Annotated in this window: 20 protein-coding genes; 12 read left to right on the top strand and 8 right to left on the bottom strand. The window is 72.7% G+C overall.

Annotation, left to right across the window (positions count from 1 at the left end):
* Position 1 precedes the first annotated feature (1 nt).
* From urtB to urtE, 4 genes are read left to right on the top strand one after another with little or no spacing between them, the layout of a single operon-like run.
* On the top strand, positions 2 to 880 hold the full coding sequence (gene urtB / locus ACQP2Y_RS34195) for an urea ABC transporter permease subunit UrtB (RefSeq protein WP_433720037.1): 879 nt from the start codon (positions 2 to 4) through the stop codon (positions 878 to 880).
* Positions 877 to 1,944, top strand: coding sequence for an urea ABC transporter permease subunit UrtC (urtC, locus tag ACQP2Y_RS34190; protein WP_433720035.1), 1,068 nt, complete (start codon positions 877 to 879; stop codon positions 1,942 to 1,944). Before urtB ends, urtC begins: the two co-directional genes overlap by 4 nt.
* Entirely contained in the window at positions 1,941 to 2,699 is a 759-nt protein-coding gene (gene urtD / locus ACQP2Y_RS34185) for an urea ABC transporter ATP-binding protein UrtD (protein ID WP_433720033.1), read from the top strand. The genes urtC and urtD overlap by 4 nt, the downstream gene beginning before the upstream one ends.
* 1 nt (position 2,700) lies before the next feature.
* Complete coding sequence (urtE, locus tag ACQP2Y_RS34180) at positions 2,701 to 3,393, top strand: urea ABC transporter ATP-binding subunit UrtE (protein WP_433720031.1); 693 nt, start codon at positions 2,701 to 2,703, stop codon at positions 3,391 to 3,393.
* Here the strand turns inward: urtE and ACQP2Y_RS34175 are convergent, their stop codons facing one another.
* Positions 3,394 to 3,906, bottom strand: coding sequence for a PaaI family thioesterase (locus ACQP2Y_RS34175; RefSeq protein ID WP_433720029.1), 513 nt, complete (start codon positions 3,904 to 3,906; stop codon positions 3,394 to 3,396).
* A gap of 56 nt (positions 3,907 to 3,962) precedes the next feature.
* Here ACQP2Y_RS34175 and ACQP2Y_RS34170 point away from each other — a divergent pair, with 56 nt between their 5' ends.
* From ACQP2Y_RS34170 to ACQP2Y_RS34140, 7 genes are all read left to right on the top strand, one after another.
* On the top strand, positions 3,963 to 4,451 hold the full coding sequence (locus ACQP2Y_RS34170) for a winged helix-turn-helix transcriptional regulator (RefSeq protein WP_433720027.1): 489 nt from the start codon (positions 3,963 to 3,965) through the stop codon (positions 4,449 to 4,451).
* A 59-nt stretch (positions 4,452 to 4,510) separates the two neighbouring features.
* Entirely contained in the window at positions 4,511 to 6,061 is a 1,551-nt protein-coding gene (locus ACQP2Y_RS34165) for an MFS transporter (protein ID WP_433720025.1), read from the top strand.
* A 79-nt stretch (positions 6,062 to 6,140) separates the two neighbouring features.
* On the top strand, positions 6,141 to 6,980 hold the full coding sequence (locus ACQP2Y_RS34160) for a cyanophycinase (RefSeq protein WP_433720024.1): 840 nt from the start codon (positions 6,141 to 6,143) through the stop codon (positions 6,978 to 6,980).
* A complete protein-coding gene (cphA, locus tag ACQP2Y_RS34155; RefSeq protein ID WP_433720023.1) occupies positions 6,977 to 9,712 on the top strand; it encodes a cyanophycin synthetase in 2,736 nt (911 codons plus the stop codon). Before ACQP2Y_RS34160 ends, cphA begins: the two co-directional genes overlap by 4 nt.
* 537 nt (positions 9,713 to 10,249) lie before the next feature.
* Positions 10,250 to 12,541 carry a serine/threonine-protein kinase gene (locus ACQP2Y_RS34150; RefSeq protein ID WP_433720021.1) on the top strand — a complete coding sequence of 764 codons (2,292 nt, stop codon included), beginning with the start codon at positions 10,250 to 10,252 and terminating at the stop codon, positions 12,539 to 12,541.
* A gap of 294 nt (positions 12,542 to 12,835) precedes the next feature.
* Positions 12,836 to 13,093, top strand: coding sequence for a hypothetical protein (locus ACQP2Y_RS34145; RefSeq protein ID WP_433720020.1), 258 nt, complete (start codon positions 12,836 to 12,838; stop codon positions 13,091 to 13,093).
* A 151-nt stretch (positions 13,094 to 13,244) separates the two neighbouring features.
* Entirely contained in the window at positions 13,245 to 14,147 is a 903-nt protein-coding gene (locus tag ACQP2Y_RS34140; RefSeq protein WP_360556097.1) for a sigma-70 family RNA polymerase sigma factor, read from the top strand.
* Between the two features lie 54 nt (positions 14,148 to 14,201).
* Here ACQP2Y_RS34140 and ACQP2Y_RS34135 read toward each other — a convergent pair whose 3' ends face one another.
* Entirely contained in the window at positions 14,202 to 14,390 is a 189-nt protein-coding gene (locus ACQP2Y_RS34135; RefSeq protein WP_433720019.1) for a hypothetical protein, read from the bottom strand.
* A gap of 64 nt (positions 14,391 to 14,454) precedes the next feature.
* On the opposite strand from ACQP2Y_RS34135, the gene ACQP2Y_RS34130 reads away from it, so the two are divergent.
* Positions 14,455 to 15,525 carry an epoxide hydrolase family protein gene (locus ACQP2Y_RS34130; protein ID WP_433720018.1) on the top strand — a complete coding sequence of 357 codons (1,071 nt, stop codon included), beginning with the start codon at positions 14,455 to 14,457 and terminating at the stop codon, positions 15,523 to 15,525.
* A 26-nt stretch (positions 15,526 to 15,551) separates the two neighbouring features.
* On the opposite strand, the gene ACQP2Y_RS34125 is transcribed toward ACQP2Y_RS34130, so the two are convergent.
* From ACQP2Y_RS34125 to ACQP2Y_RS34100, 6 genes are all read right to left on the bottom strand, one after another.
* Positions 15,552 to 16,304 (bottom strand): urease accessory protein UreD, encoded by a 753-nt coding sequence (locus ACQP2Y_RS34125; RefSeq protein WP_433720017.1) that lies wholly within the window; start codon positions 16,302 to 16,304, stop codon positions 15,552 to 15,554.
* A gap of 22 nt (positions 16,305 to 16,326) precedes the next feature.
* The gene (ureG, locus tag ACQP2Y_RS34120) at positions 16,327 to 17,034 is read right to left on the bottom strand and encodes an urease accessory protein UreG (RefSeq protein WP_433720016.1); all 708 of its coding nucleotides are present in this window, start codon (positions 17,032 to 17,034) and stop codon (positions 16,327 to 16,329) included.
* A complete protein-coding gene (locus ACQP2Y_RS34115; RefSeq protein WP_433720014.1) occupies positions 17,024 to 17,668 on the bottom strand; it encodes an urease accessory protein UreF in 645 nt (214 codons plus the stop codon). The genes ureG and ACQP2Y_RS34115 overlap by 11 nt, the downstream gene beginning before the upstream one ends.
* Positions 17,669 to 17,750: 82 nt before the next feature.
* Positions 17,751 to 19,469: an urease subunit alpha gene (locus ACQP2Y_RS34110; protein ID WP_433720013.1), complete on the bottom strand. Its 1,719-nt coding sequence runs from the start codon at positions 19,467 to 19,469 to the stop codon at positions 17,751 to 17,753.
* Positions 19,470 to 19,533: 64 nt separating this feature from the next.
* Positions 19,534 to 19,944, bottom strand: a complete 411-nt coding sequence (locus ACQP2Y_RS34105) for an urease subunit beta (protein ID WP_433720011.1) — start codon at positions 19,942 to 19,944, stop codon at positions 19,534 to 19,536.
* Positions 19,941 to 20,243, bottom strand: coding sequence for an urease subunit gamma (locus tag ACQP2Y_RS34100; RefSeq protein ID WP_125806689.1), 303 nt, complete (start codon positions 20,241 to 20,243; stop codon positions 19,941 to 19,943). The genes ACQP2Y_RS34105 and ACQP2Y_RS34100 overlap by 4 nt, the downstream gene beginning before the upstream one ends.
* Between the last annotated feature and the right edge of the window lie 51 nt (positions 20,244 to 20,294).

The raw sequence follows: 20,294 nt of genomic DNA, 5'->3' as shown, positions 1-20,294 counted from the left end.
CATGGGAACCCTGAACCAGTTGGTCATCGGGGCGAGCATCGGCGCGGTGCTGCTGCTCGCCTCGCTGGGCCTGACCTTCACGTTCGGCCAGATGGGCGTCATCAACATGGCGCACGGCGAGTTCATCATGGCCGGTGCGTACACCGCGTACGTCCTGCAGCCGCTGGCCGGCGAGCAGGCCGTGCTGGTGGCGCTGCCCGTCGCCTTCGCCGTCGGCGGGGTGCTCGGGCTGATCCTGGAACGGTTGTTCATCCGGCGCTTCTACGGCCGCCCGCTGGACACGCTGCTGCTCACCTGGGGCATCAGCCTGATTCTGCAACAGGTCGCCCGGGACATCTTCGGGGCGCCGAACGTGCAGGTCACTGCGCCGGGCTGGCTGACCGGCGGGATCGACGTGGGCGTACGGATCCCGTACAACCGGGTGTTCATCCTGGTGCTGGCGATCGGCTGCGTGGTGGCGATCTCGCTGTACCTGAGCAAGCTGCGGCAGGGCCGGCGGATGCGGGCCGTGATGCAGAACAGGCAGCTGGCCGCGGTCAGCGGGGTCGCGACCGGGCGGGTCGACCAGGCCACCTTCTTCATCGGGTCCGGGCTGGCCGGGGTGGCCGGGGTCGCGCTGACCCTGATCGGCCCGGTCGGCCCGACGCTGGGCAGCGGGTACATCGTGGACGCGTTCCTGGTCGTGGTGGCCGGCGGGCTGGGTCAGCTGCGCGGCGCGGTGATCGCCGCGTTCGCGCTGGGCGTCCTCAACAGCTTCGTCGAGTTCTGGACGGCCAATGGGGCCAGCTTCGCCAAGGTGGTGGTGTTCGCCGTGATCATCGCGTTCCTGCAGTTCCGGCCCCAGGGCATGTTCGTCCTGCGATCGCGGGCGCTCACATGAGAAACCGGATCGCCTTCGCCCTGATCGCCACGATGCTGATCGCCGCGCCGCTGGTGTTCAGCCCGTTCCGGCTGGATCTGCTGGCCAAGTACCTCTGCTATGCGATCGTCGCGCTCGGCATCGCGCTGGCCTGGGGCCGCGGCGGCATGCTGACGCTGGGCCAGGGCGTGTTCTTCGGGCTCGGCGGATACGCAATGGGCATGCATCTCAAGCTCGTCGAGGCCGGGCCGGGGCAGCTGCCCGACTTCATGTCGTGGAGCGGCGTGGAGCAGTTGCCGCTGCTCTGGAAGCCGTTCGCCAACCCCGTCTTCGCGCTCGTGATGGTGGTCGTGCTGCCGGTGACGGTGGCGCTGCTGCTGGGGCTGCTGGTCTTCCGGCAACGGGTGCGGGGCGCGTACTTCGCGGTGCTGTCGCAGGCGCTGGCGGCGGCGTTCGTCATCCTGCTCGTCGGCCAGCAGGGGCTGACCGGCGGCACCAACGGCCTGACCAACTTCCAGCTCTTCTTCGGCCTGGACCTCTACGACGACGCCGACCGCCGGATCCTCTACTTCGCCATCGTGGTCGTGCTCGGACTGTCCTATCTGGTCGTGCGGCAGCTGGCCCGCAGCCGCTACGGGCAGCTGCTGGTGGCGATCCGCGACGGCGAGGACCGGGTGCGTTTCCTCGGCTACGACCCGGCACTGGTCAAGACCTTCGCCTTCGCGGTCTCGGCCGGGCTGGCCGGCATCGCCGGCGCGCTCTTCGTCCCGGTGGTCGGCCTGCTCACGCCGGCCAACCTGGGCGTGGTCGCGTCGCTGGAGCTGCTCATCGGGGTGGCGATCGGCGGGCGGTACTCGCTCGCCGGTGCGGTCGGCGGCGCGCTGCTGTTCCACTACGGCAAGACCATCTTCAGCGAGCAGTGGCCGGACAGCTGGCTCTACGTGCAGGGCGCGCTCTTCGTGGCGGTCATGCTCTGGGCTCCCCGCGGCCTGGCCGGGCTGGCCGGTCAGCTGCGCGACGTGATCGCGGCCCGGCGCCGTCCGGCGGCGCCGGCCCCGCCGGTTCTCGAGGAGGTACGGGCATGAGCAAACTCCTGGAGGTACGCGGCCTGAACGTCGTCTTCTCCGGCTTCCACGCGCTCACCGACCTGGACTTCTCCCTCGACGCCGGCGAGCTGCGGTTCCTGATCGGGCCCAACGGCGCCGGCAAGACCACCCTGATCGACGTCATCACGGGGCTGACCAGACCGGCGACCGGCTCGGTCAGTTTCGCCGGGCAGGAGCTCGTGGGCCGCCGGGAGTATCAGGTCGTGCGCGCGGGCGTCGGCCGTACCTTTCAGACGTCCGTGGTGTTCGAGGAGCTCAGCGTCGTCGACAACCTGGACCTGGCGGCGGGTTTCCGGCGCCGGCTACCGACCCTGCTGCGCCGCCGGCACGGCGTCTCCGACGATGTCGCCTCGGCGCTGGACACCATCGGGCTGGGCGCGCTGGCGGACCGCCCGGCCGGGGTGCTCTCGCACGGCCAGCGGCAGTGGCTCGAGATCGGCATGCTCGTCGTGCAGCGGCCCCGGCTGCTGCTGCTCGACGAGCCGGTCGCGGGCATGAGCCGCACCGAGCGCGAGCGTACGGGTGAGCTGCTGCAGTCGGTGGCCCGCGACCACACAGTCCTGGTGGTCGAGCACGACATGGATTTCCTGCGCCGCTTCGCCAGCACGGTGACGGTGCTGCACGAGGGCCGGCTGCTGTGTGAGGGCACGGTCGCCGAGGTGCAGGCCGATCCGCGCGTGCAGGAGGTCTATCTAGGACGGTCACGCGACGAGCTCGACAAGGAGGTGGCCTGACGTGCTGGAGGTCGAGGACCTGCAGGTGTCGTACGGCCGGGCGCAGGTGCTCTTCGGGGTCTCGCTGACCGCGCCGGCCGGGTCGCTGGTGTGCCTGATGGGCCGCAACGGTGTCGGCAAGACCACCCTGCTGAAGGCAATCATGGGGGTGCTGCCGGTCCGCTCGGGCGCGGTGCGTTTCGACGGCCGGGAGCTGACCAGGCTCAAGGTGCACGAGCGGGTCCGGCTCGGGCTCGGTTACGTGCCCCAAGGCCACGAGACGTTCCCGCAGCTGACGGTCGCGGAGAACCTGCAGGTGGCGCGGGAGACCGCGGGCAACCGCCGGGCCGGGGTGGTCGACGAGGCGTTCGACCTGTTCCCGGCGCTGCGCGGGCTGCTCAAGCGGCGGGCCGGCTTCCTCTCCGGCGGTCAGCAGCAGCAGCTCGCGATCGCCCGGGCGCTGGTCACCGAGCCGCGGATGCTGCTGCTGGACGAGCCGACCGAGGGCATCCAGCCGTCGATCGTGCGCGAGATCGAGGAGGCGATCCGGCAGCTGCACGCGGCCGGGCTGACCATCCTGCTGGTCGAGCAGTATCTGGAACTGGCCCTGCGGCTGGCCGACCGGTTCGTGATCCTGGACGCGGGCGAGGTGGTGCGGGCGGGCCCGGCCGGCGAGCTCAGCGACGAGTCGGTGCGCCGGTTGCTGGCGGTCTGATCAGGAGCGGGGCGCCTCGAAGATCATGCAGCTGGAGGTGGCGTGGGCGATGAGGCGTCCCGCGGTGTCGGTGATCCGGGCCTCGGTGAGCGCGGTCCGGCGGCCCTTCTGCAGCACGCCGCCCTTGCAGGTGAGCTGCCCGGAGTCGACGGTGACCGCGCGCAGGAACTTCACGTTGAGGTCGAGGGAGGTGTAGCCGACCCCGGCCGGCAGCGTCGAGTGCAGCGAGCACGCGGCGGCGCTGTCGAGCAGCGTGGAGAGCACGCCGCCGTGCATCGTGCCGAGCGGGTTGTAGTGGAACTCCTGCGGCGCCAGGTAGAAGGTGACGCTGCCCTCCTCGACCTCCATGCCGGAGATGTCGATCAGGTTCATGATCGGTGGGGGCGGGAGCTCGCCGGCCACCATCTTGCGCATCAGGTCCAGGCCACTGGTCGTGCCCAGCACGGCGGCATGCTCGGCCGGATCGGTCCAGGAATACGTACGCGTGCGGGTCCCGTCCTGGGTCTGCGTCATGGACGGAGATTGGCACGGGCTTGCTGTGTCTGTCAAACAGACCTAGCCTCGGTGTCATGAATCCCACCCTGGCCCGCCCGTCCGCCCTCGACTGGTCCGTCGACGCCTGCACGATCGGCCGCGCGATGGGCATCCTCGGCGAGAAGTGGACCGTGGTGGTGCTGCGGGAGGTCTTCACCGGCGTCCGCCGCTTCGCCGACATGCGTGAGCGCACCGGCATCCCGCGCCAGGTCCTCACCAACCGGCTCGCCTCGCTGGTGGAGCACGGCCTGCTGCGCCGCGAGCCGTACCAGGAGCCCGGCGCGCGCATCCGCCACGAGTACCGGCTCACCGCCAAGGGGCTCGACCTCTACCCGGTGCTCACCGCGGTGATGGAGTGGGGTGACCGCTACCTGGCCGATCCGCAGGGTCCGCCGCTGGAGATGGCCCACCGCGACTGCGGCGCGCGGGTCCACGCCGAACTGCACTGCGCGCACGGCCACCGGATCGGCGACCCCCGCGAGGTCGCGCCCCGCCCCGGACCGGGGGCCAAGCGCCGCCGCTAAGCTCCCTGGCCGTGGCGCCGGCGCAAGCATCAGCAGGGGAAACATCCGCGTGGGCCCCGTTGCGCGACAAGATCTTCCGCGGGCTGTGGATCGGGGTGCTGGCGAGCAACGTCGGCACCTGGATGCAGACCGTCGGGGCCCAGTGGCACCTGGTGCACGAGCCGGACGCCGCCACCTACGTCAGCCTGGTGCAGACCGCGACGATGCTGCCGGTCCTGCTGCTCGCGTTGCCGTCGGGCACGCTGGCCGACACTTTCGATCGCCGGCGGTTGCTGCTCGCCGTACAGGTGGGGTTGTTCGTCGTGGCCGGGACGCTGACCGTCCTGACCGTGCTCGACCGGATGCCGCCGCTGCTGCTGTTGATCTTCACTTTCCTGCTCGGCGTCGGCCAGGCGCTGACCCTGCCGACCTGGCAGGCGATCATCCCCGAGGTGGTCCCGCGCGACGAGCTCGCCTCGGCGTCCGCGCTCGGTGCGGTCAACACCAACCTGGCCCGCTCGGCCGGGCCGGCGGTGGCCGGGCTGCTGGTCGCGCACGTGGGCGTGGCCGCGGTCTTCGGCCTGAACGCGCTGTCGTTCGTGATTTTCGCGGTGGCGCTGCTGCGCTGGCGCCGGCCGCCGGAGAGCGGGACCGCGCACGCCGAGCGGTTCGGCCCGGCGCTGCGGGCCGGCGGCCGGTACGTGCGCTACTCGCCGGTGGTCCGCCGGATCCTGCTGCGCGTGGTGGTGTTCGTCCTGCCCGGCAGCATCGTCTGGGGCCTGCTGCCGCTGGTCGCCGAGCAGGAGCTGGCCATGGGCCCCAGCGGCTACGGCATCCTGCTCGCCGCCCTGGGCGTCGGTGCGGTCCTGGGCGCCCTGCTGATGCCCCGGGTCCGTGAGCACGTCCCGGCCAACCGGCTGCTCGTGATCTCCGGCGTGGTCTACGGCCTCGCCCTGCTCGTGGTGGCCACGGTGGCCAGCGTCCTCGTCGTGGTGCCGGTCCTGATCGCCGCCGGGCTGGCCTGGATGATCCAGGTGTCGCGGATGAACGCGAGCCTGCAGCTGTTCCTGCCGAACTGGGTGCGTGCCCGCGGCTTCGCGGTTTACCAGGTCGTCTTCGCCGGCGGCCAGGCCATCGGCGCGCTGCTGTGGGGTCAGGTCACCGAGGCGTTCGGCCTGCGCGCCGCCTTCCTCTCCGCGGCCGCACTGATGCTGCTGGGCACCGTGACCGTGCGCTGGCTGCCGCTGCACCACCAGGAGGGTGACCGCAGCCCGGCGGTCTACTGGGCCGAGCCGCACCTGATGCTGGAGCCGCATCTGGACGAGGGGCCGGTGCTGGTCACCTCGACGTTCCGGGTCCGGCCGGCCAACCGGGCCGCCTTCGTCGCCGCGATGCAGGCCGTACGGCGTTCCCGGCAGCGGACTGGGGCCACCCGGTGGGGACTGTTCCGCCCGGGCGAGGCGGCGGACGAGTTCGTCGAGGTTTATCTGGTGCCCACGTGGGACGAACATCTGCGCCAGCACGAGGGCCGGCTCACCGGCAGCGACGAGCAGGAGGAGCAGAAGGCGTGGGCGCTGGCCGAGGGGCCACCGGTGGTCTCGCATCTGCTGCCCGCCGACTCGACGGATTAGCCCGATGTTTCGGGATTGTTCCGATTAGCCTCAGGGCAGGCCGCCGGTTCGAGGGGTGCGGCCCTTCAGGAGGCACGGCGTGGCACTCGTCGATCGTTCCGGTCACTCCCGGCTGCTCGTCATCGGTGGCGCGGAACGCTACGGTCCGGGCGGCACCGAGATCCTGCGCCGCTTCGTCGGCCTGGCCGGTGGTCCCGCCGCCGAGCTGATCGTCATCGCCACCGCCAGCGCGGAGCCCGCCGTCCTGGAGGCCGAGTACGCCGCGCTGTTCACCCGCCTCGGCGCGGGCCGGGTCCGGGCGCTGCGCCTGGACAACCGGGCCCAGGCCAACGAGCCCGCCGTGGTCAAGGCGCTGGCCACCGCCACCGGCGTCTTCTTCACCGGCGGCGACCAGCTGCGGATCACCACTGTCCTCGGCGGCACGCTGGCCGACTCGGCGCTGCAGCGGCTGGTGCAGACCGGCACGATCGTGCTCGGCGGCACCAGCGCCGGCGCCGCGATGATGTCCGGCACCATGATCCTCGGCGGCGACAGCCCGGGGGTCACTCGGGCCAGCGTGCGCACCGGACCCGGGCTGGAGTTCCTGCCCGGCGTGCTGATCGACATGCACTTCGCCGAGCGGGGCCGGCTCAACCGGCTGCTCAGCGCCGTCGCCCTCTACCCGCACGAGCTCGGCCTCGGCATCGACGAGGACACCGCGATCCTCGCCGAGGGCGACAGCTTCGAGGTGCTCGGGACCGGCGCGGTGACGATCGTCGACGCGGGAGCCGCCGCCGACATCCGGGTACCGGCCGACGGGCCGATCGCGCTCACCGGGGCACGGGTGCACGTGCTGCCTGCCGGGTGCAGGTTCGAACTGTCCGGCCGCCGCCCCTCGATCGTCGATGGGTCCGCCGGGGAACGGGAACTGGCCGCATGAAGATCCTCAGCATTCGCCGGCTGCGCGGGCCCAACGTCCACCTGTCCCGGCCCGCGATCGTGGCCCGGCTGCGCCTGGACGAGCTCACCGGCCGCGAGACCAGCGACGTCGCCGGGTTCACCGAACGGATCCTGCGCGCCCTGCCGGGCCTGGCCGAGCACCACTGCGCGGCCGGCTCGCCCGGCGGGTTCGTCAGCCGGATGCGGGGTGGCACCTACTTCGGCCACGTCACCGAGCACGTCAGCATCGAGCTGTCCCAGCGGATCGGGCGCGACGTCAGCTTCGGCCGGACCGTCTCGGCCGGCGAGCCGGGGCTCTACGACCTGATCATCGAATGCCCGGTGGACGAGTCGCCGGACTCCACACTGCCGGGCGAGCTGCTGGAGACCGCCGCGGAGCTGGTCGCCTCGGTCGCGGGCGGCGAGTCCGTGCCCGCCGCCGACCTCACCGAGCGGCTCAGCGCCCTGACCGCGCTGGCCGAGCAGGAGGCCACCGGCCCGAGCACCACGTCGATCATCGCCGCGGCCCGGCGCCGGGGCATTCCGGTCGAGCGGTACGCCGACCTCAGCCTGCTGCGGCTGGGCTGGGGCACCCGCCGGCGCCTGGCCTGGGCCGCGATGACCGACCGGACCAGCGGGGTCGGCGTCGACATCGCGGCGGACAAGCAGGTCACCCGGCGGTTGCTCGAGGACGCCGGGGTGCCGGTCGCGCCCGGCGGGGCCGCCCGTACCGCCGCCGAAGCGGTGCGCCTACTGGGCGAGCTGGGGGCGCCGGTCGTGGTCAAGCCGCGGCAGGGCCGCCAGGGCGAGCACGTGGTGCTGAATTTGCGCACGCCCGAGGAGGTCGAACGGGCGTACACGGCCGCGGGCGGCGACGTGGTGGTCGAACGGCAGTTCGCCGGCCGGGATTACCGCGTGCTGGTCGTCGCGGGTGAGGTGGTGGCCGCCGCCGAGCGGGTCGCGGCCCACGTGGTCGGCGACGGCGAGAGCACGGTGGCCGACCTGGTCGCGCTGACCAACGCGGACCCGCGGCGCGGGGTCGGGCACGCCCGGGTGCTGACCCGCATCGAGCTGGACGCCAACGCGCTGACCGCGCTGAACCGGCAGGGCTGCACGCCCGGCACTGTGCCCGCGGCCGGGCGCCAGGTGTGGCTGCGCGACAACGCCAACCTGTCCACCGGCGGCACCGGCAGCGACGTCACCGACCGGGTGCACCCCGACGTGACCCGGCTCTGCCTGCGCGTCGCCGCCCTGGTCGGGCTGGACATCGCCGGCATCGACCTGCGGCTGGCCGACGTCGCCGCGCCGCTGCCGCCGACCGGGGACCCCGACGAGCTGGGCGCCGGGGTGATCGAGGTCAACGCCGTACCCGGGCTGCGCATGCATCTCGCGCCCGTGCGCGGGCGCTCCCGCGACGTCGGGGACGCGATCGTGCGGGCGATGTTCCCCGGCGGTTCCGACGGGCGGATCCCGACCGTGGCCGTGACCGGCACCAACGGCAAGACCACCGTGACCCGGCTGGTCGCGCACCTGCTGGCCGGCACCGGTCTGCGGGTGGGCGTGGCCAGCAGCGACGGGGTCGCGATCGACGGCCGGGTGGTGCACGTCGGTGACGCCACCGGCCCGCGCTCGGCGCAGATGGTGCTCGGTGACCCGGGGGTCCAGGCGGCGGTCCTGGAGACCGCCCGGGGCGGCACGCTGCGCCGGGGCCTGGGGTACGACCGGACCGACGTCGGCGTGCTCACCAACATCACCGCCGACCACCTGGGCCAGGACGGGCTGGAGTCGATCGAGGACCTGGCCCACGTCAAGGCGCTGATCGCCGAGCGGGTCCGCGACGGGGGCACGCTGGTGCTCAACGCTGACGACCCGTGGGTACGCAGCATCGCCGAGCGGCCCCGGGTCCGCGCCGACCGCAAGCGCGTCGTCTGGTTCGGCACCGACAGCCGGCAGCCCGTGCTGGCCGAGCACCTGGGCCGGGGCGGGACCGCGTACGTGCTCCAGGACGGCTGGCTGGTCCAGGCCACCGGCGGCCGGCGCACCCCGTTGCTGCGCGTCGCGGACGTGCCCGGCTCGTTCGGGGGAGCGGCGTCGTACGCGGCCGTCAACGCCCTCGCCGCGGCGGCTGCAGCCCGGGCCCTCGGCGCCCCGCCGGACGTGGTGGCCGAGCGGCTGGCCGCCTTCGAGCCGCGGGTGGACAACCCGGGCCGGGCCACGCTGCTGCGCCTCGACGACGTGGCCCTGTTCGTGGACTACGCGCACAACCCGGCGGCGATCGCGACGGTCCTGCGGACGCTGCACCGGCTCTGGGGTCCGCAGCGGTGCCTGGCCACGGTCACGTTGCCCGGCGACCGCCGCGACGACCTGCTGGCGGCCTCGGCCCAGGTGCTCGCGGACGGCGTCACCCGGGCCGTGCTCTACGACGACGAGGACCCGCGCGGCCGGGCGCCGGGGGAGGTGTCCGCACTGGTGGAACGTGAGATGCGCGGGCGCCGGCCGCTCATCCAGGTGGTCCGGACCCCGGGCTACCGGGCGGCGGTCGACGCGGCGTTGCGGCTGGCCGTCCCGGGCGACGTGATTCTCGTGCTCTACGAGAAGCTCGCGCCGATGCTGAACCACCTCGAGAGCCTGGGGGCCGTGCCCGCCGACTCCGCTGTGGTGCACGCCGAACGGCTGTCCGCGCACCCGGCCCGGGCGGTCACGCGGACGCCCCGGACAGCCGTTTCCCCGTAGTGGTTCCCTGGATCGGGTGATTTGTCAGCAACGCTGGTGGCTTGCGGCAACAAAGAATGATCGGCGCCGGGAAATCACCCGATCGGGCGGGGTTGCCCAGGTCATTGCCCTGTGGCAATCATCACGCTGGGTATAGATGAGCGCCACTCATGATCTCATCATTGTCTCTTTGCGTGATACAAACGCGACTGCACGTGCAGAATCCGTAGTGGAAACGCGAGATTCGTTATCCTGCCGCAAGTTCCGACGAAGCGGGCATACGACCCAGCGTTGTTTGGCATGACCATCTATACAGCTCTGACCAGGCATTCTGTCCTCGGCGCCGACTGCCCACCGCAGGCGCACAGCGCGGAACAGAGCGTGACGACGCCCAGCTCATCCGGGTTGTCGAGGAGTCGAGACCTGGCCGATCGTCCGCTAACATCCTCGCCGTCGATGGGGAATGCTCGGTCCAACGGCGGGCCGACAACCGCCCCGGCATCAGCACGCATGGCGGTGCAGTGCTGATGTTTCTTCCGATCGCGCATGTGGGGGCACATGAGCACGACGGACCTGCCCGGTTCGAGTCTGCTGGCCGGTCGCTACCGACTGGTCGAGCGGCTCGGCGCCGGCGGGATGTCAGTGGTCTGGCGAGGGTTCGACGAAGTGCTCGGCCGGCAGGTCGCGGTGAAGGTCCTGCCGCCCTCGACGAGCACCGACCCCTCGTTCCGACGCCGACTCCGCGCGGAGGCCCAGGCCGCCGCACGGCTGAGCCACCCGCACATCACCAACGTCTACGACTACGGCGAGGCGACCACCGTCGACGGTGAGCCGGTCCCGTACGTCGTCATGGAGCTCGTCGACGGCGAGTCGCTGGCGGCCGTCCTGGCCCGCTCGCGCCGGCTGCCGTGGCCGGCCGCGGTGCGCATCTCCTCCGAGGTCGCGGCGGCCCTGGCTGCTGCGCACGCCCGGGGCATCGTGCACCGCGACGTGACCCCGGCCAACGTCATGCTCACCTCCGGCGGCGCCAAGGTCGTCGACTTCGGCATCTCGGCCCTGATCGGCGAGAACGACATCGACCCGGACGGCAGTCTGCTCGGCACGCCGGCCTACCTGGCGCCCGAGCGGCTCGAGGGCGGCCAGGTCAGCCCGGCCACCGACGTGTACGCGGTCGGCCTGCTGATCTACCGCACCCTGATCGGGCAGCTCCCCTGGGACGTCGGCACGACGACGGCCCTGCTGCGCGCCCACCAGTACACGGAGCCCGAGCCGCTGCCGCCGGTCGAGGGCCTGCCCAGCGCGGTCTCCGCGCTGATCGCCCGCTGCCTGGAGAAGCGGCCCGCGGACCGCCCGTCCAGTGCCGAGCTGGCGCACGTGCTCGGCACGGTGTCGGCCGGGGTGCCGGCCAGCCGCGCCTACGTGCCGGACTGGGCCGAGAACGGCGAGGACACCACGATCCTGCCGTCGGCCCGGCGTGACACCGACGCCTTCGGGCGGGTCCGGCCGGGCCTCGCCCAGGTGCACTCCACTGCTCCCGGCCGCGGAGTCGCCGCTGTTCCCGCTGCCGAGGCGCCGGTCTCGCCGGCCCCGGCCGGAGCGCCGGTGCCCCCGGCGGTCTCGGTCGCCGAGGTCGAGGCGGCCGTCGGCCCGGTGTCGTCCCCGCCCCAGCGCGGTGCCCGCAACAGCCGGTTCGGTCCGGTGCCACCGGCTCCCGCGGTCGCCTCGGCGGCGGGCGCCACGGCGCCGCCGATCGAGGATGCCGCTCCGGCCGGCCCGGCCCTGCGTCCCGCCTTCGGTGGCGACGACGCGTTCCGGCCGCCGCCCCGCGAGGGTGGCTCGCCCGCGTCGCCGGCCCGCCCGGCCGGTGCCGGAGGCCACGGTGGCCGGGGCAACACGCCGCCGGCCCGTCCCGGTGGCGGCAGCCCGCCCAACCAGAACAGGCCCGGCTCCGCGGCCACCGGCCCCTCGGGCCCCGGTGGCAACGGCGGCATCACCCAGCGGCGCCGGGTGCTCATCATCTCCGGCTCCATCGTCGGGGCGGTCCTGGTCGCCTCGGCGGCGGTGGCCGCGCTCTCCCAGGACGGCACGCCGAAGACCCCGAACGCGGGCTCGACCACGCTGACCGGCTCGAACAAGTGCGTGGTCAGCTATGCGGTCTGGGAGGACAAGGACAACAAGTTCCGGGCCGCGATCACGCTGGCCAACCGGGAGAACTCGGCGATCAAGGACTGGAAGCTCTGGTTCCTCATGCCGGGCGACCAGGTCGTGTCCGGCAACGGCGGGCTCAAGCTGGACCAGCAGGGGCAGGGTGTCACCGTGCTGGGTCGCACGCCGCTGAGCCCGCAGCAGACCAAGACGCTCGAGTTCACCGGCCGCTACCGGGCCAGCAACGCCGCCCCGATGGTGTTCGAGCTCGGCGGGGAGACCTGCCAGACGTTCGTCTCGCCGGCGCCCGGTGCGCCGTCGCGGCCGGTCGAGCACCTCACGAACGGCACGGTCCGGCTGGGTCCGGTGCCGACCAAGGACACGCCGATCCCGGGTATCTCGATCAACCCGGGCGGGGTCGCGGTCCCGGTCCCGGTCACCACGACGGCGCCGGCCGGGGTCACGCCGACGACCACGACACCGGGGGTAGTGGTGGACCCCGGTGGCGGCGGCAACGGCAACGGTGACGACGACGGTGACGACGACGAGACCCCGGTGGAGCCGTCCGCGCCGACCACGACGCCGGCTGTCACGCCGACGACCACGGAGCCGGCCGTGACGGAGACGACGCCCGCGGTGACGGACACGTTCACCGACCCGGGCGACACTTCCGGCAACGAGCCCCTGCCGGGGGCCGTGGGCTGAAATCCGACAAGCGCGTCCTCGGGCGGTCGACCGGAGTTCCGGTTCGGCCGCCCGAGCTGCGCGTAAGGTCGAATTGAGCCCGACAGGAACCGGTGCTGCCCGTGACGACCCGCGACGGCCGTGACGAGAGCCTTCCGCCGAAATCGGTATGAACCGTATCGGCGTGCCTGCGGGCCGGGTTGACGCCCACGGGGAAGATGACTGATACCGGTCTGCAACCTGAGCGGTTCCGGTCGGCACCGGCGCGAGCGTTAGCTGGAACCAGGCAAGTCGTCGCACATCGGGGAGTTCCACATGATCAGCACCGTCCAGGACCTGGCCGCGGAGGCTCTGTTCGTCTCCTACCTGCAGCCGTCCGAGTGCCCGAGCCGCCAGACCGTCGAAGAGACCGTCACCGCCATGCTGCTGCGCCACGGCAGCGACGGCTGTGCGGCCGGTGTCGCCGCCGAGTTCGGCGACCACCCGGAGGCCGCCGTGCGCCGGATGAACTGGGTGCGCCGCGAGCTGAGCGCCATGCTGGCCGCGCCGCGCCACCCGCACTTCGCCAGCTGAGGGCCCCGGAGGAGCCCGCCCGATAGCTGAGCCTTTTTCGCAAAAAACACCACAAAAGCAACCGAGTTCGGCCGCCACTGCACCCTTCGGCCATAAGTGTTCTCCTCATCAGCCGGTTCACCTGCCGGCTTGTACGAGCGAGGAGGAACACGTGACCGTGACGACCGAACTCCCCGCCACCGTCGGCATCGTCCACGACGCGCCGTCCGCGCGCGACCTCGAGGACCTGGTCCGCGAACACATGCCGATGGTGGGACACCTGGTTCGGGAACTGCTCAACCGCGTACCCGGCCACGTTCACGCCGACGACCTGTCGTCCGCCGGATTCGCCGCACTGCTCGGCGCCGCGCGCTCCTTCGACGTGAGCCGGGGCATCCCGTTCCACCGCTTCGCCGCAGTCCGGATCCGCGGCGCACTGCTGGACGAGCTGCGCGGACAGGACTGGGCCAGCCGATCGGTCCGGGCCCGGGCCCGCCGGACGGCGACAGCCCGCCAGGAACTCACCGCGGCACTCGGCCGGACCCCGTCGGAGGCCGAGGTGGCCGAGATGCTCGGCATCGGCGTCGCCGAACTGGCCAGCGTCGAGGACGACGTGCAGAAGGCAGCCCTGCTCAGCCTGCAGGGCTTCCCCACCGGCGCCGCCGAGGAGATGGTCCCGGAACTGTCCGAGGGGCCCGAGGACCTGCTGCTCAAGCGGGAACGGCTGGGATATCTGCACCAGGCCATCCAGGCTCTGCCCGAGCGGCTGCGCCTGGTGGTCACCCAGTCCTTCCTGCAGGAACAGCCGCTCAGCGACGTGGCCGCCGAACTCGGTGTCACCGAGTCGCGGATCTCGCAGCTGCGCACCGAGGCGTTGCGGCTGCTCCGGGAGGGCCTGAACAGCTCGCTGGCCCCGGAGCTGCTCACCGTCGCGGCCGGCGGACCGCGGACCCGCAAGGGTTGCCTGCAGCGGCGGCGGACCGAGTACTTCGCCCGGGTCGCGGAGCAGGGCAACCTGCGGACCCGGCTGGCACTGACCGACAGTCACGGCGTACCCATCGCGGTCGCCGCCTGATCGGCGGGGCGGCTCGGCGACCGGTGATCCGGTCGCGGGGTCGCCCCGGCTCTGTCACCGGTGGCGGCGGTCGGCGACGGTTCCGGAGATCGCGCCGGCCAACGCACCCGTGACGGCACCCAGCAGGCCGGTGCCGATGGCCGCGTCGCCCGCCTCGTAACCACCGCTGCCGAACCATCCCCAGAGAGCTCCCGCGGCCGCGCCGAGCAGCAGCCCGGTCAGCGCCCAGCGGCCCCGTCGCATCGGTGCGCCTCCTCCGGCGTATTGCGGCCGGGAACTGACCGCAAAGGCTCCTACGGTCGGCAGTATGAGACCTTTCCGGATCGCCGTCGACCCGTACGACCTCACCGACCTGCACGAGCGGCTGGCCCGGACCCGCTGGCCGGCGCAGTTGCCCGGGGCTGAGTGGGACCGCGGTGTGCCGGTGGAGTGGCTGCGCGAGCTGGCCGAGCACTGGCGTACCGGCTACGACTGGCGGGCCTACGAAGCGCGGCTCAACGCCTTCCCACAGTGGATCACCGAGATCGACGGCCTGGACATCCACTTCCTGCACGTCCGGTCCCCGCGGCCGGACGCGCTGCCGCTGATCCTGAGCCACGGCTGGCCGAACTCGGTCGTCGAGTTCATCAACCTGATCGAGGTGCTCAGCGCGGACTTCCACGTGGTGGTGCCGTCGGTGCCGGGCTTCGGCTTCTCGGCGGCCCCGCGTACGCCGGGATTCGGGGTCGAGCGGGTGGGCCGGATCTGGGCGCAGCTGATGAGCCGGCTGGGATACGAGCGGTACGGCTCGCACGGGGGCGACCTGGGCGCGTACCTCGCACCGGCGGTCGCGGTGGCGGCGCCGGACCGGGTGGTGGGCGTGCACGTGAACGCCGGCCCGGGCATGCCGACCGAGGCGGACGTGCCGGGCATGAGCGAGGCCGAACGCGCCGACTACGCGGCGATGCGGGAGTGGGCCGGGTCGGGCGTGGACCACCACTCCCTGCTGCGGGCGGCGCCGCAGACCTTCGCGTACGGGTGGCAGGACTCGCCGGTGGCGCTGCTGGCCTGGCACATGCAGAAGATGAAGGAGTTCGGCGACCTGGTGATCGACCGGGATCTGCTGCTGACGAACACGAGCATCTACTGGTTCACCGGGACGGCGGGCTCGTCCTCGTGGTTCATGTACGACACACCGGCGTTCGCCTGGCCGAAGGGGCAGAAGGCGGTGCCGACGGGTGTCTACGCCGGGGGACCGCCGCTGTTCCGGCGGCTGGCCGAGGAGCAGAACACGATCACGCACTGGCCGGCCGGCAACCCCGGTGGCCATTTTGTCGCCCTGCACGAACCGGCCGCGCTCGCCGCCGACCTGCGCACCTTCTTCGCGCCGCTGCGCTGAGCGGGGACGCGTCCCACCGCGGCGCTCTACACCGTGACGGGCAGCCGCTGCGGCTCGATGCAGAGCGGGTCCAGGGCCGCCCGTACCCGCCGGATGTCCTGTCCGACGGCGCTGGCCAGCATCCCCGGCCCGGCCAGCGGCATCAGAGCCGAGTCCCTGCCGAGCAGTGCGGCGTCCGGCAGCTCCGGACCGGCGAGGACGAGCGAACCCACCGCCCGGCCGCCACCGAGCACCGCCGCCCCCGACCAGCCCGGTGCCCGGGGACCGACCGTCAGCTCGTGGCGGTACAGGGTGCTCCCGGCGTACCGGATGGTCAGGTCGGTGTGCACGTCGCCGGACGGCTCGTCGTGCCGCCCGCAGACCAGGTCGTCGCGCCAGAGCAGGGTGCCGCCGGCCTCGACCTCGACCCGCGTGATCGCGCGGTGGTCGCAGCCGGCCGCCGCGATCAGCGGCTCCGGCAGCCACCGCAACGTCGCACCGGCCGCGACGACCGCCCGGATCTCCAGCCGCGACGCCGGCGCACCCGGCCGCCCGGGCAGCGCGAGCTGCGCGGCCACACTGCGCACCTCCAGCCGCGCCCCCGGGCCGACCTCGAGGTCCAGCCGCAGGTCGTCGCCCCGCAGCGGCCCGGCGGCCCCACCGACGAGGTGCACGGTGACCGCACCGCCGGTCCGCGGCCCGGTGCGGCGCAGCAACAGCGGCGACTCCCCGCGCAGCACCGCGAGCCGGGTGCCGCCCCGCCCGTCGGCCTCGGCGACGATCCGCGCCTCGGCCCGCATCAGCTCGCCACCCGGCAGCCCATCAGGCGGCGGGCACCCGGGCCGCGACCAGCGCGCGGATCCAGTCGGCGACCGGAGTGGCCGCCTTGTCGCCGACCAGCGACAGGAACACCGTCGGCAGCTCACCCCGCCGTGCCCGGGCATCCCGGTCCATCACCGACAGATCAGCCCCGACCAGCGGCGCGAGATCCGTCTTGTTGATCACCAGCAGGTCTGCGGTCGTGACCCCCGGCCCACCCTTGCGCGGCACCTTGTCGCCGCCCGCCACGTCGACCACGAAGATCTGCTGGTCGATCAGCCCCTTGCTGAACGTCGCGGTCAGGTTGTCCCCGCCACTCTCGACCAGCACGAGGTCCAGTGGCCCGAGCGTCGCCTCGAGATCCTCGACCGCGTCGAGGTTGGCGGAGATGTCGTCCCGGATCGCGGTGTGCGGGCAGCATCCGGTCTCCACCGCGCGGATCCGGTCCGCCGGCAGCACCCCGTTGCGCAGCAGGAAGTCGGCGTCCTCGGTGGTGTAGATGTCGTTGGTCACCACCGCGAGCCGCAGTTCGGCGCCCAGCGCCCGGCACAGCGCCGCGACCAGCGCGGTCTTGCCGGAACCGACCGGCCCGCCGATGCCGATCCGCAGCGCCCGGGGGCCGGGGCGCAGCGGCGCATGCGGATCGACGCCGGGTTCGGGATGGGTGTGAGGAACCTCGTCGGGACCGTGTTCGTGCAGTTCAGGATGCAAAGAGACGCACCTCCCAGGTGGCGTGGAGCTCGGCGCCGATGTCGAGCAGCGGGGCGCCCGCGGCCGGCAGGGCGTCGACCGGGTCGTGGGTCCGGGCCGCGGCGTCCGCCGCGATCCGGTCGATCTCGGGTGCCAGCCCGGCGAGCAGGGCGTGCACCGCGTAGGGGTCAAGGCCGAGCAGCCGCACGGCCGCGCTGGCCGGCCCACTCACGGCCCCGTGCGCCGCGGCGACCGCGGCCTCCAGTGGCCCGAGCCCGGCGGCGGCGGCCACCACCCCGAGCGCGACGGGATGGTGCGGCTCGCGGCCGACGGCCGGCACCGGCCACATCGCCCGCCCGGCGCGTAACAACGCCCGGCCCTGGGCCCGCGAAGCCCGCCGCAGAGCCGGCGACGGCGTCCGGGCATCCAGCCCGTCATCAAGATCGGCGGATGCTCCGCTACGGGCACACGCCCCGGCCGCGAAAACAGCGGATACCAGGCCAGTGGTGTGCAACCGGCCGCGTAGGAAGCCGTCGACGTCCCGGACCTCGCGCACCCGGCCGGCGGCGACCGCGGCCTCCAGCCCGCCGGAATGCGCGTGCCCGCCGGACGGCAACCGCCCGTCAGCCAGCACCAGCAACGTCGCGAGACTCATGCCGGGCACCCCGCCGCTCGCTCGGAGTGACCGCGCGCCCGGCCGGATCGGTGGTCCGCCAGTGGCGGGGGGCGATCGGGCATCAGAACAGGAAGTAGCGCTGGGCCATCGGGAGCTCGGTCACCGGGTCCGGCTCGATGACCTCGCCGTCGATGCGGACCGCGAAGGTGTCCGGCTCGACCTCGATGCGGGGCAGGGCGTCGTTGTGGGGCAGGTCCGCCTTGCCCACCGAGCGGGTGTCCGTCACCGGCACCAGCGCCCGCTTGACGCCGATGCGGTCGCCCAGCAGGGCGTCCAGGGCGGCCGGCGCCACGAAGGCCACCGAGGTCACCGACGGGACCACGCCGTAAGCACCGAACATCGGGCGGGGGAGCATCGGCTGCGGGGTGGGGATCGAGGCGTTCGCGTCGCCCATCTGGGCCGAGGCGATCATGCCGCCCTTGATCACCAGGGCCGGGCGGACGCCGAAGAACGCCGGGTCCCACAGGACCAGGTCGGCCAGTTTGCCCGGTTCGACCGAGCCCACCTGCTCGGCCATGCCGTGGGCCAGTGCCGGGCAGATCGTGTACTTGGCGACGTACCGTTTCGCCCGGAGGTTGTCCGCCGGGCCGTCGCCCGGCAGGGCGCCGCGGCGCGCCTTCATCACGTGGGCGGTCTGCCAGGTACGCATGATGACCTCGCCGACGCGGCCCATCGCCTGCGAGTCGGAGCCGATCATCGAGATCGCGCCCAGGTCGTGCAGGAAGTCCTCGGCCGCCATCGTGGAGGGGCGGATCCGGCTCTCCGCGAACGCCAGGTCCTCGGGCACCGAGGAGTTCAGGTGGTGGCAGACCATCAGCATGTCGAGGTGCTCGCTGAGGGTGTTGCGGGTGTACGGCCGCGTCGGGTTGGTCGACGACGGCAGCACGTTCGGGTGCGAGGCGACCGTGATGATGTCCGGCGCGTGCCCGCCGCCGGCTCCCTCCGTGTGGTACGCGTGGATCGACCGTCCCCCGATCGCCCGCAGCGTCTCCTCGACGAAGCCGGCCTCGTTCAGGGTGTCGGTGTGGATGGCGACCTGCACCCCGGACGCGTCGGCGACCCGCAGCGCGGCGTCGATGACCGCGGGCGTGGTGCCCCAGTCCTCGTGCAGTTTGAAGCCGCCGGCCCCGCCACGCAGCTGCTCCCACATCGACTCGCTCGACATGGTGTTGCCCTTGCCGAGCAGCAGCACGTTGATCGGCCAGTGGTCCAGGGACTCCAGCATCCGGGCCAGGTGCCAGGCGTTCGGGGTGACCGTGGTGGCCTTGGTGCCCTCGGCCGGGCCGGTGCCGCCGCCGATGATCGTGGTGATGCCGCTGGCCAGCGCGGTGTCCAGGATGGTGGGGCTGATCAGGTGGACGTGGCTGTCGATGGCGCCCGCGGTGAGGATCTTGCCGTTGCCGGCGATGATCTCGGTGCCGGGGCCGATCACCAGGTCCGGGTGGACGCCGTCCATGGTGTCGGGGTTGCCGGCCTTGCCGAGCGCCACGATCCGGCCGTCGCGGATGCCGATGTCGGCCTTGACGATGCCCCAGTGGTCGAGCACCACCGCGCCGGTGATCACCGTGTCCGGGCTGCCCTCGGCGCGGGTGGCGCGGGACTGGCCCATGGACTCGCGGATCACCTTGCCGCCGCCGAAGACGACCTCGTCGCCCGGCTGCGGGCCGGCGCTGCGGTCCTCCTCGACCTCGATCAGCAGGTTGGTGTCGGCGAGCCGGATGCGGTCGCCGGCGGTGGGGCCGTACAGGGCGGCGTAGCGGCCGCGGTCGAGGGTGGTCACGCCGTGGCCTCGCTGTGCTCCCGTTGGCTGCGCCGTCCCTGACGGCCTGGCTCGGCGGTTTGTTTCACCGGGGGCTCCCGTTCGACGGCTGGTCTTCCCCGGTGTCCTCGTCCAGCGAGCCGGCGGGCTCGATGTCCTCGGGGTCGGCGGGTGGCGGCTCGGGGATCTTGTCCAGTGGGCCGCCGGCCAGGCCGCGCAGGCCGGGAACGATGCGGTGGCCGGCGAAAGGGATCAACTCGATGTCGCGCGGCATGCCCGGCTCGAAACGCACCGAGGTGCCCGCGGGCACGGCGAGGCGGTGCCCCCAGGCGGCCTCGCGGTCGAAGTCCAGGGCCGCGTTGGACTCGGCGAAGTGGTAGTGCGAGCCCACCTGCACGGGCCGGTCGCCGGTGTTGCGCACGGTCAGCGCGAGCACCGGCCGTCCGGCGTTGATCGTGATGTCACCGTCCCCGGCGATGATCTCTCCGGGAATCATGAGATCGGCCCGTGCACGGTGACGAGCTTGGTGCCGTCCGGGAACGTCGCCTCGACCTGTACCTCGGCCAGCATTTCCGGTACGCCGTCCATCACGTCCGCGCGGGTCAGCACCCGCCGCCCGGCGTCCATGAGCTCGGCGACCGTACGCCCGTCCCGCGCACCCTCCAGCAGGAAGGCCGTGATGATCGCGGTCGCCTCGGGGTGGTTCAGGCGCAGACCGCGCTCCCGCCGGCGCCGGGCGACGTCCGCCGCGACGTGGATGAGCAGGCGTTCCTGCTCGTGCTGGCTGAGGAACAAAAGGAACCTCCCCTGAACGTCCAGCGATGCTCGCAGCTCGACGTTTCCGAC

This window comes from Actinoplanes sp. CA-051413, from assembly GCF_050955795.1.
Lineage (GTDB): Bacteria > Actinomycetota > Actinomycetes > Mycobacteriales > Micromonosporaceae > Actinoplanes.
Note: the sequence above shows the minus strand (reverse complement) of the source record. Positions and strands in the feature narration are given on the sequence as shown.

Coding starts and splice junctions, on each gene's coding strand:
- ACQP2Y_RS34135 (WP_433720019.1), bottom strand. CDS start 14,390: ATGCGACGGGGCCGCTGGGCGCTGACCGGGCTGCTGCTCGGCGCGGCC.
- urtC (WP_433720035.1), top strand. CDS start 877: ATGAGAAACCGGATCGCCTTCGCCCTGATCGCCACGATGCTGATCGCC.
- ACQP2Y_RS34175 (WP_433720029.1), bottom strand. CDS start 3,906: ATGACGCAGACCCAGGACGGGACCCGCACGCGTACGTATTCCTGGACC.
- ACQP2Y_RS34170 (WP_433720027.1), top strand. CDS start 3,963: ATGAATCCCACCCTGGCCCGCCCGTCCGCCCTCGACTGGTCCGTCGAC.
- ACQP2Y_RS34105 (WP_433720011.1), bottom strand. CDS start 19,944: ATGATTCCCGGAGAGATCATCGCCGGGGACGGTGACATCACGATCAAC.
- ACQP2Y_RS34150 (WP_433720021.1), top strand. CDS start 10,250: ATGAGCACGACGGACCTGCCCGGTTCGAGTCTGCTGGCCGGTCGCTAC.
- ACQP2Y_RS34145 (WP_433720020.1), top strand. CDS start 12,836: ATGATCAGCACCGTCCAGGACCTGGCCGCGGAGGCTCTGTTCGTCTCC.
- urtD (WP_433720033.1), top strand. CDS start 1,941: ATGAGCAAACTCCTGGAGGTACGCGGCCTGAACGTCGTCTTCTCCGGC.
- ACQP2Y_RS34130 (WP_433720018.1), top strand. CDS start 14,455: ATGAGACCTTTCCGGATCGCCGTCGACCCGTACGACCTCACCGACCTG.
- cphA (WP_433720023.1), top strand. CDS start 6,977: ATGAAGATCCTCAGCATTCGCCGGCTGCGCGGGCCCAACGTCCACCTG.
- urtB (WP_433720037.1), top strand. CDS start 2: ATGGGAACCCTGAACCAGTTGGTCATCGGGGCGAGCATCGGCGCGGTG.
- ACQP2Y_RS34125 (WP_433720017.1), bottom strand. CDS start 16,304: ATGCGGGCCGAGGCGCGGATCGTCGCCGAGGCCGACGGGCGGGGCGGC.
- ACQP2Y_RS34115 (WP_433720014.1), bottom strand. CDS start 17,668: ATGAGTCTCGCGACGTTGCTGGTGCTGGCTGACGGGCGGTTGCCGTCC.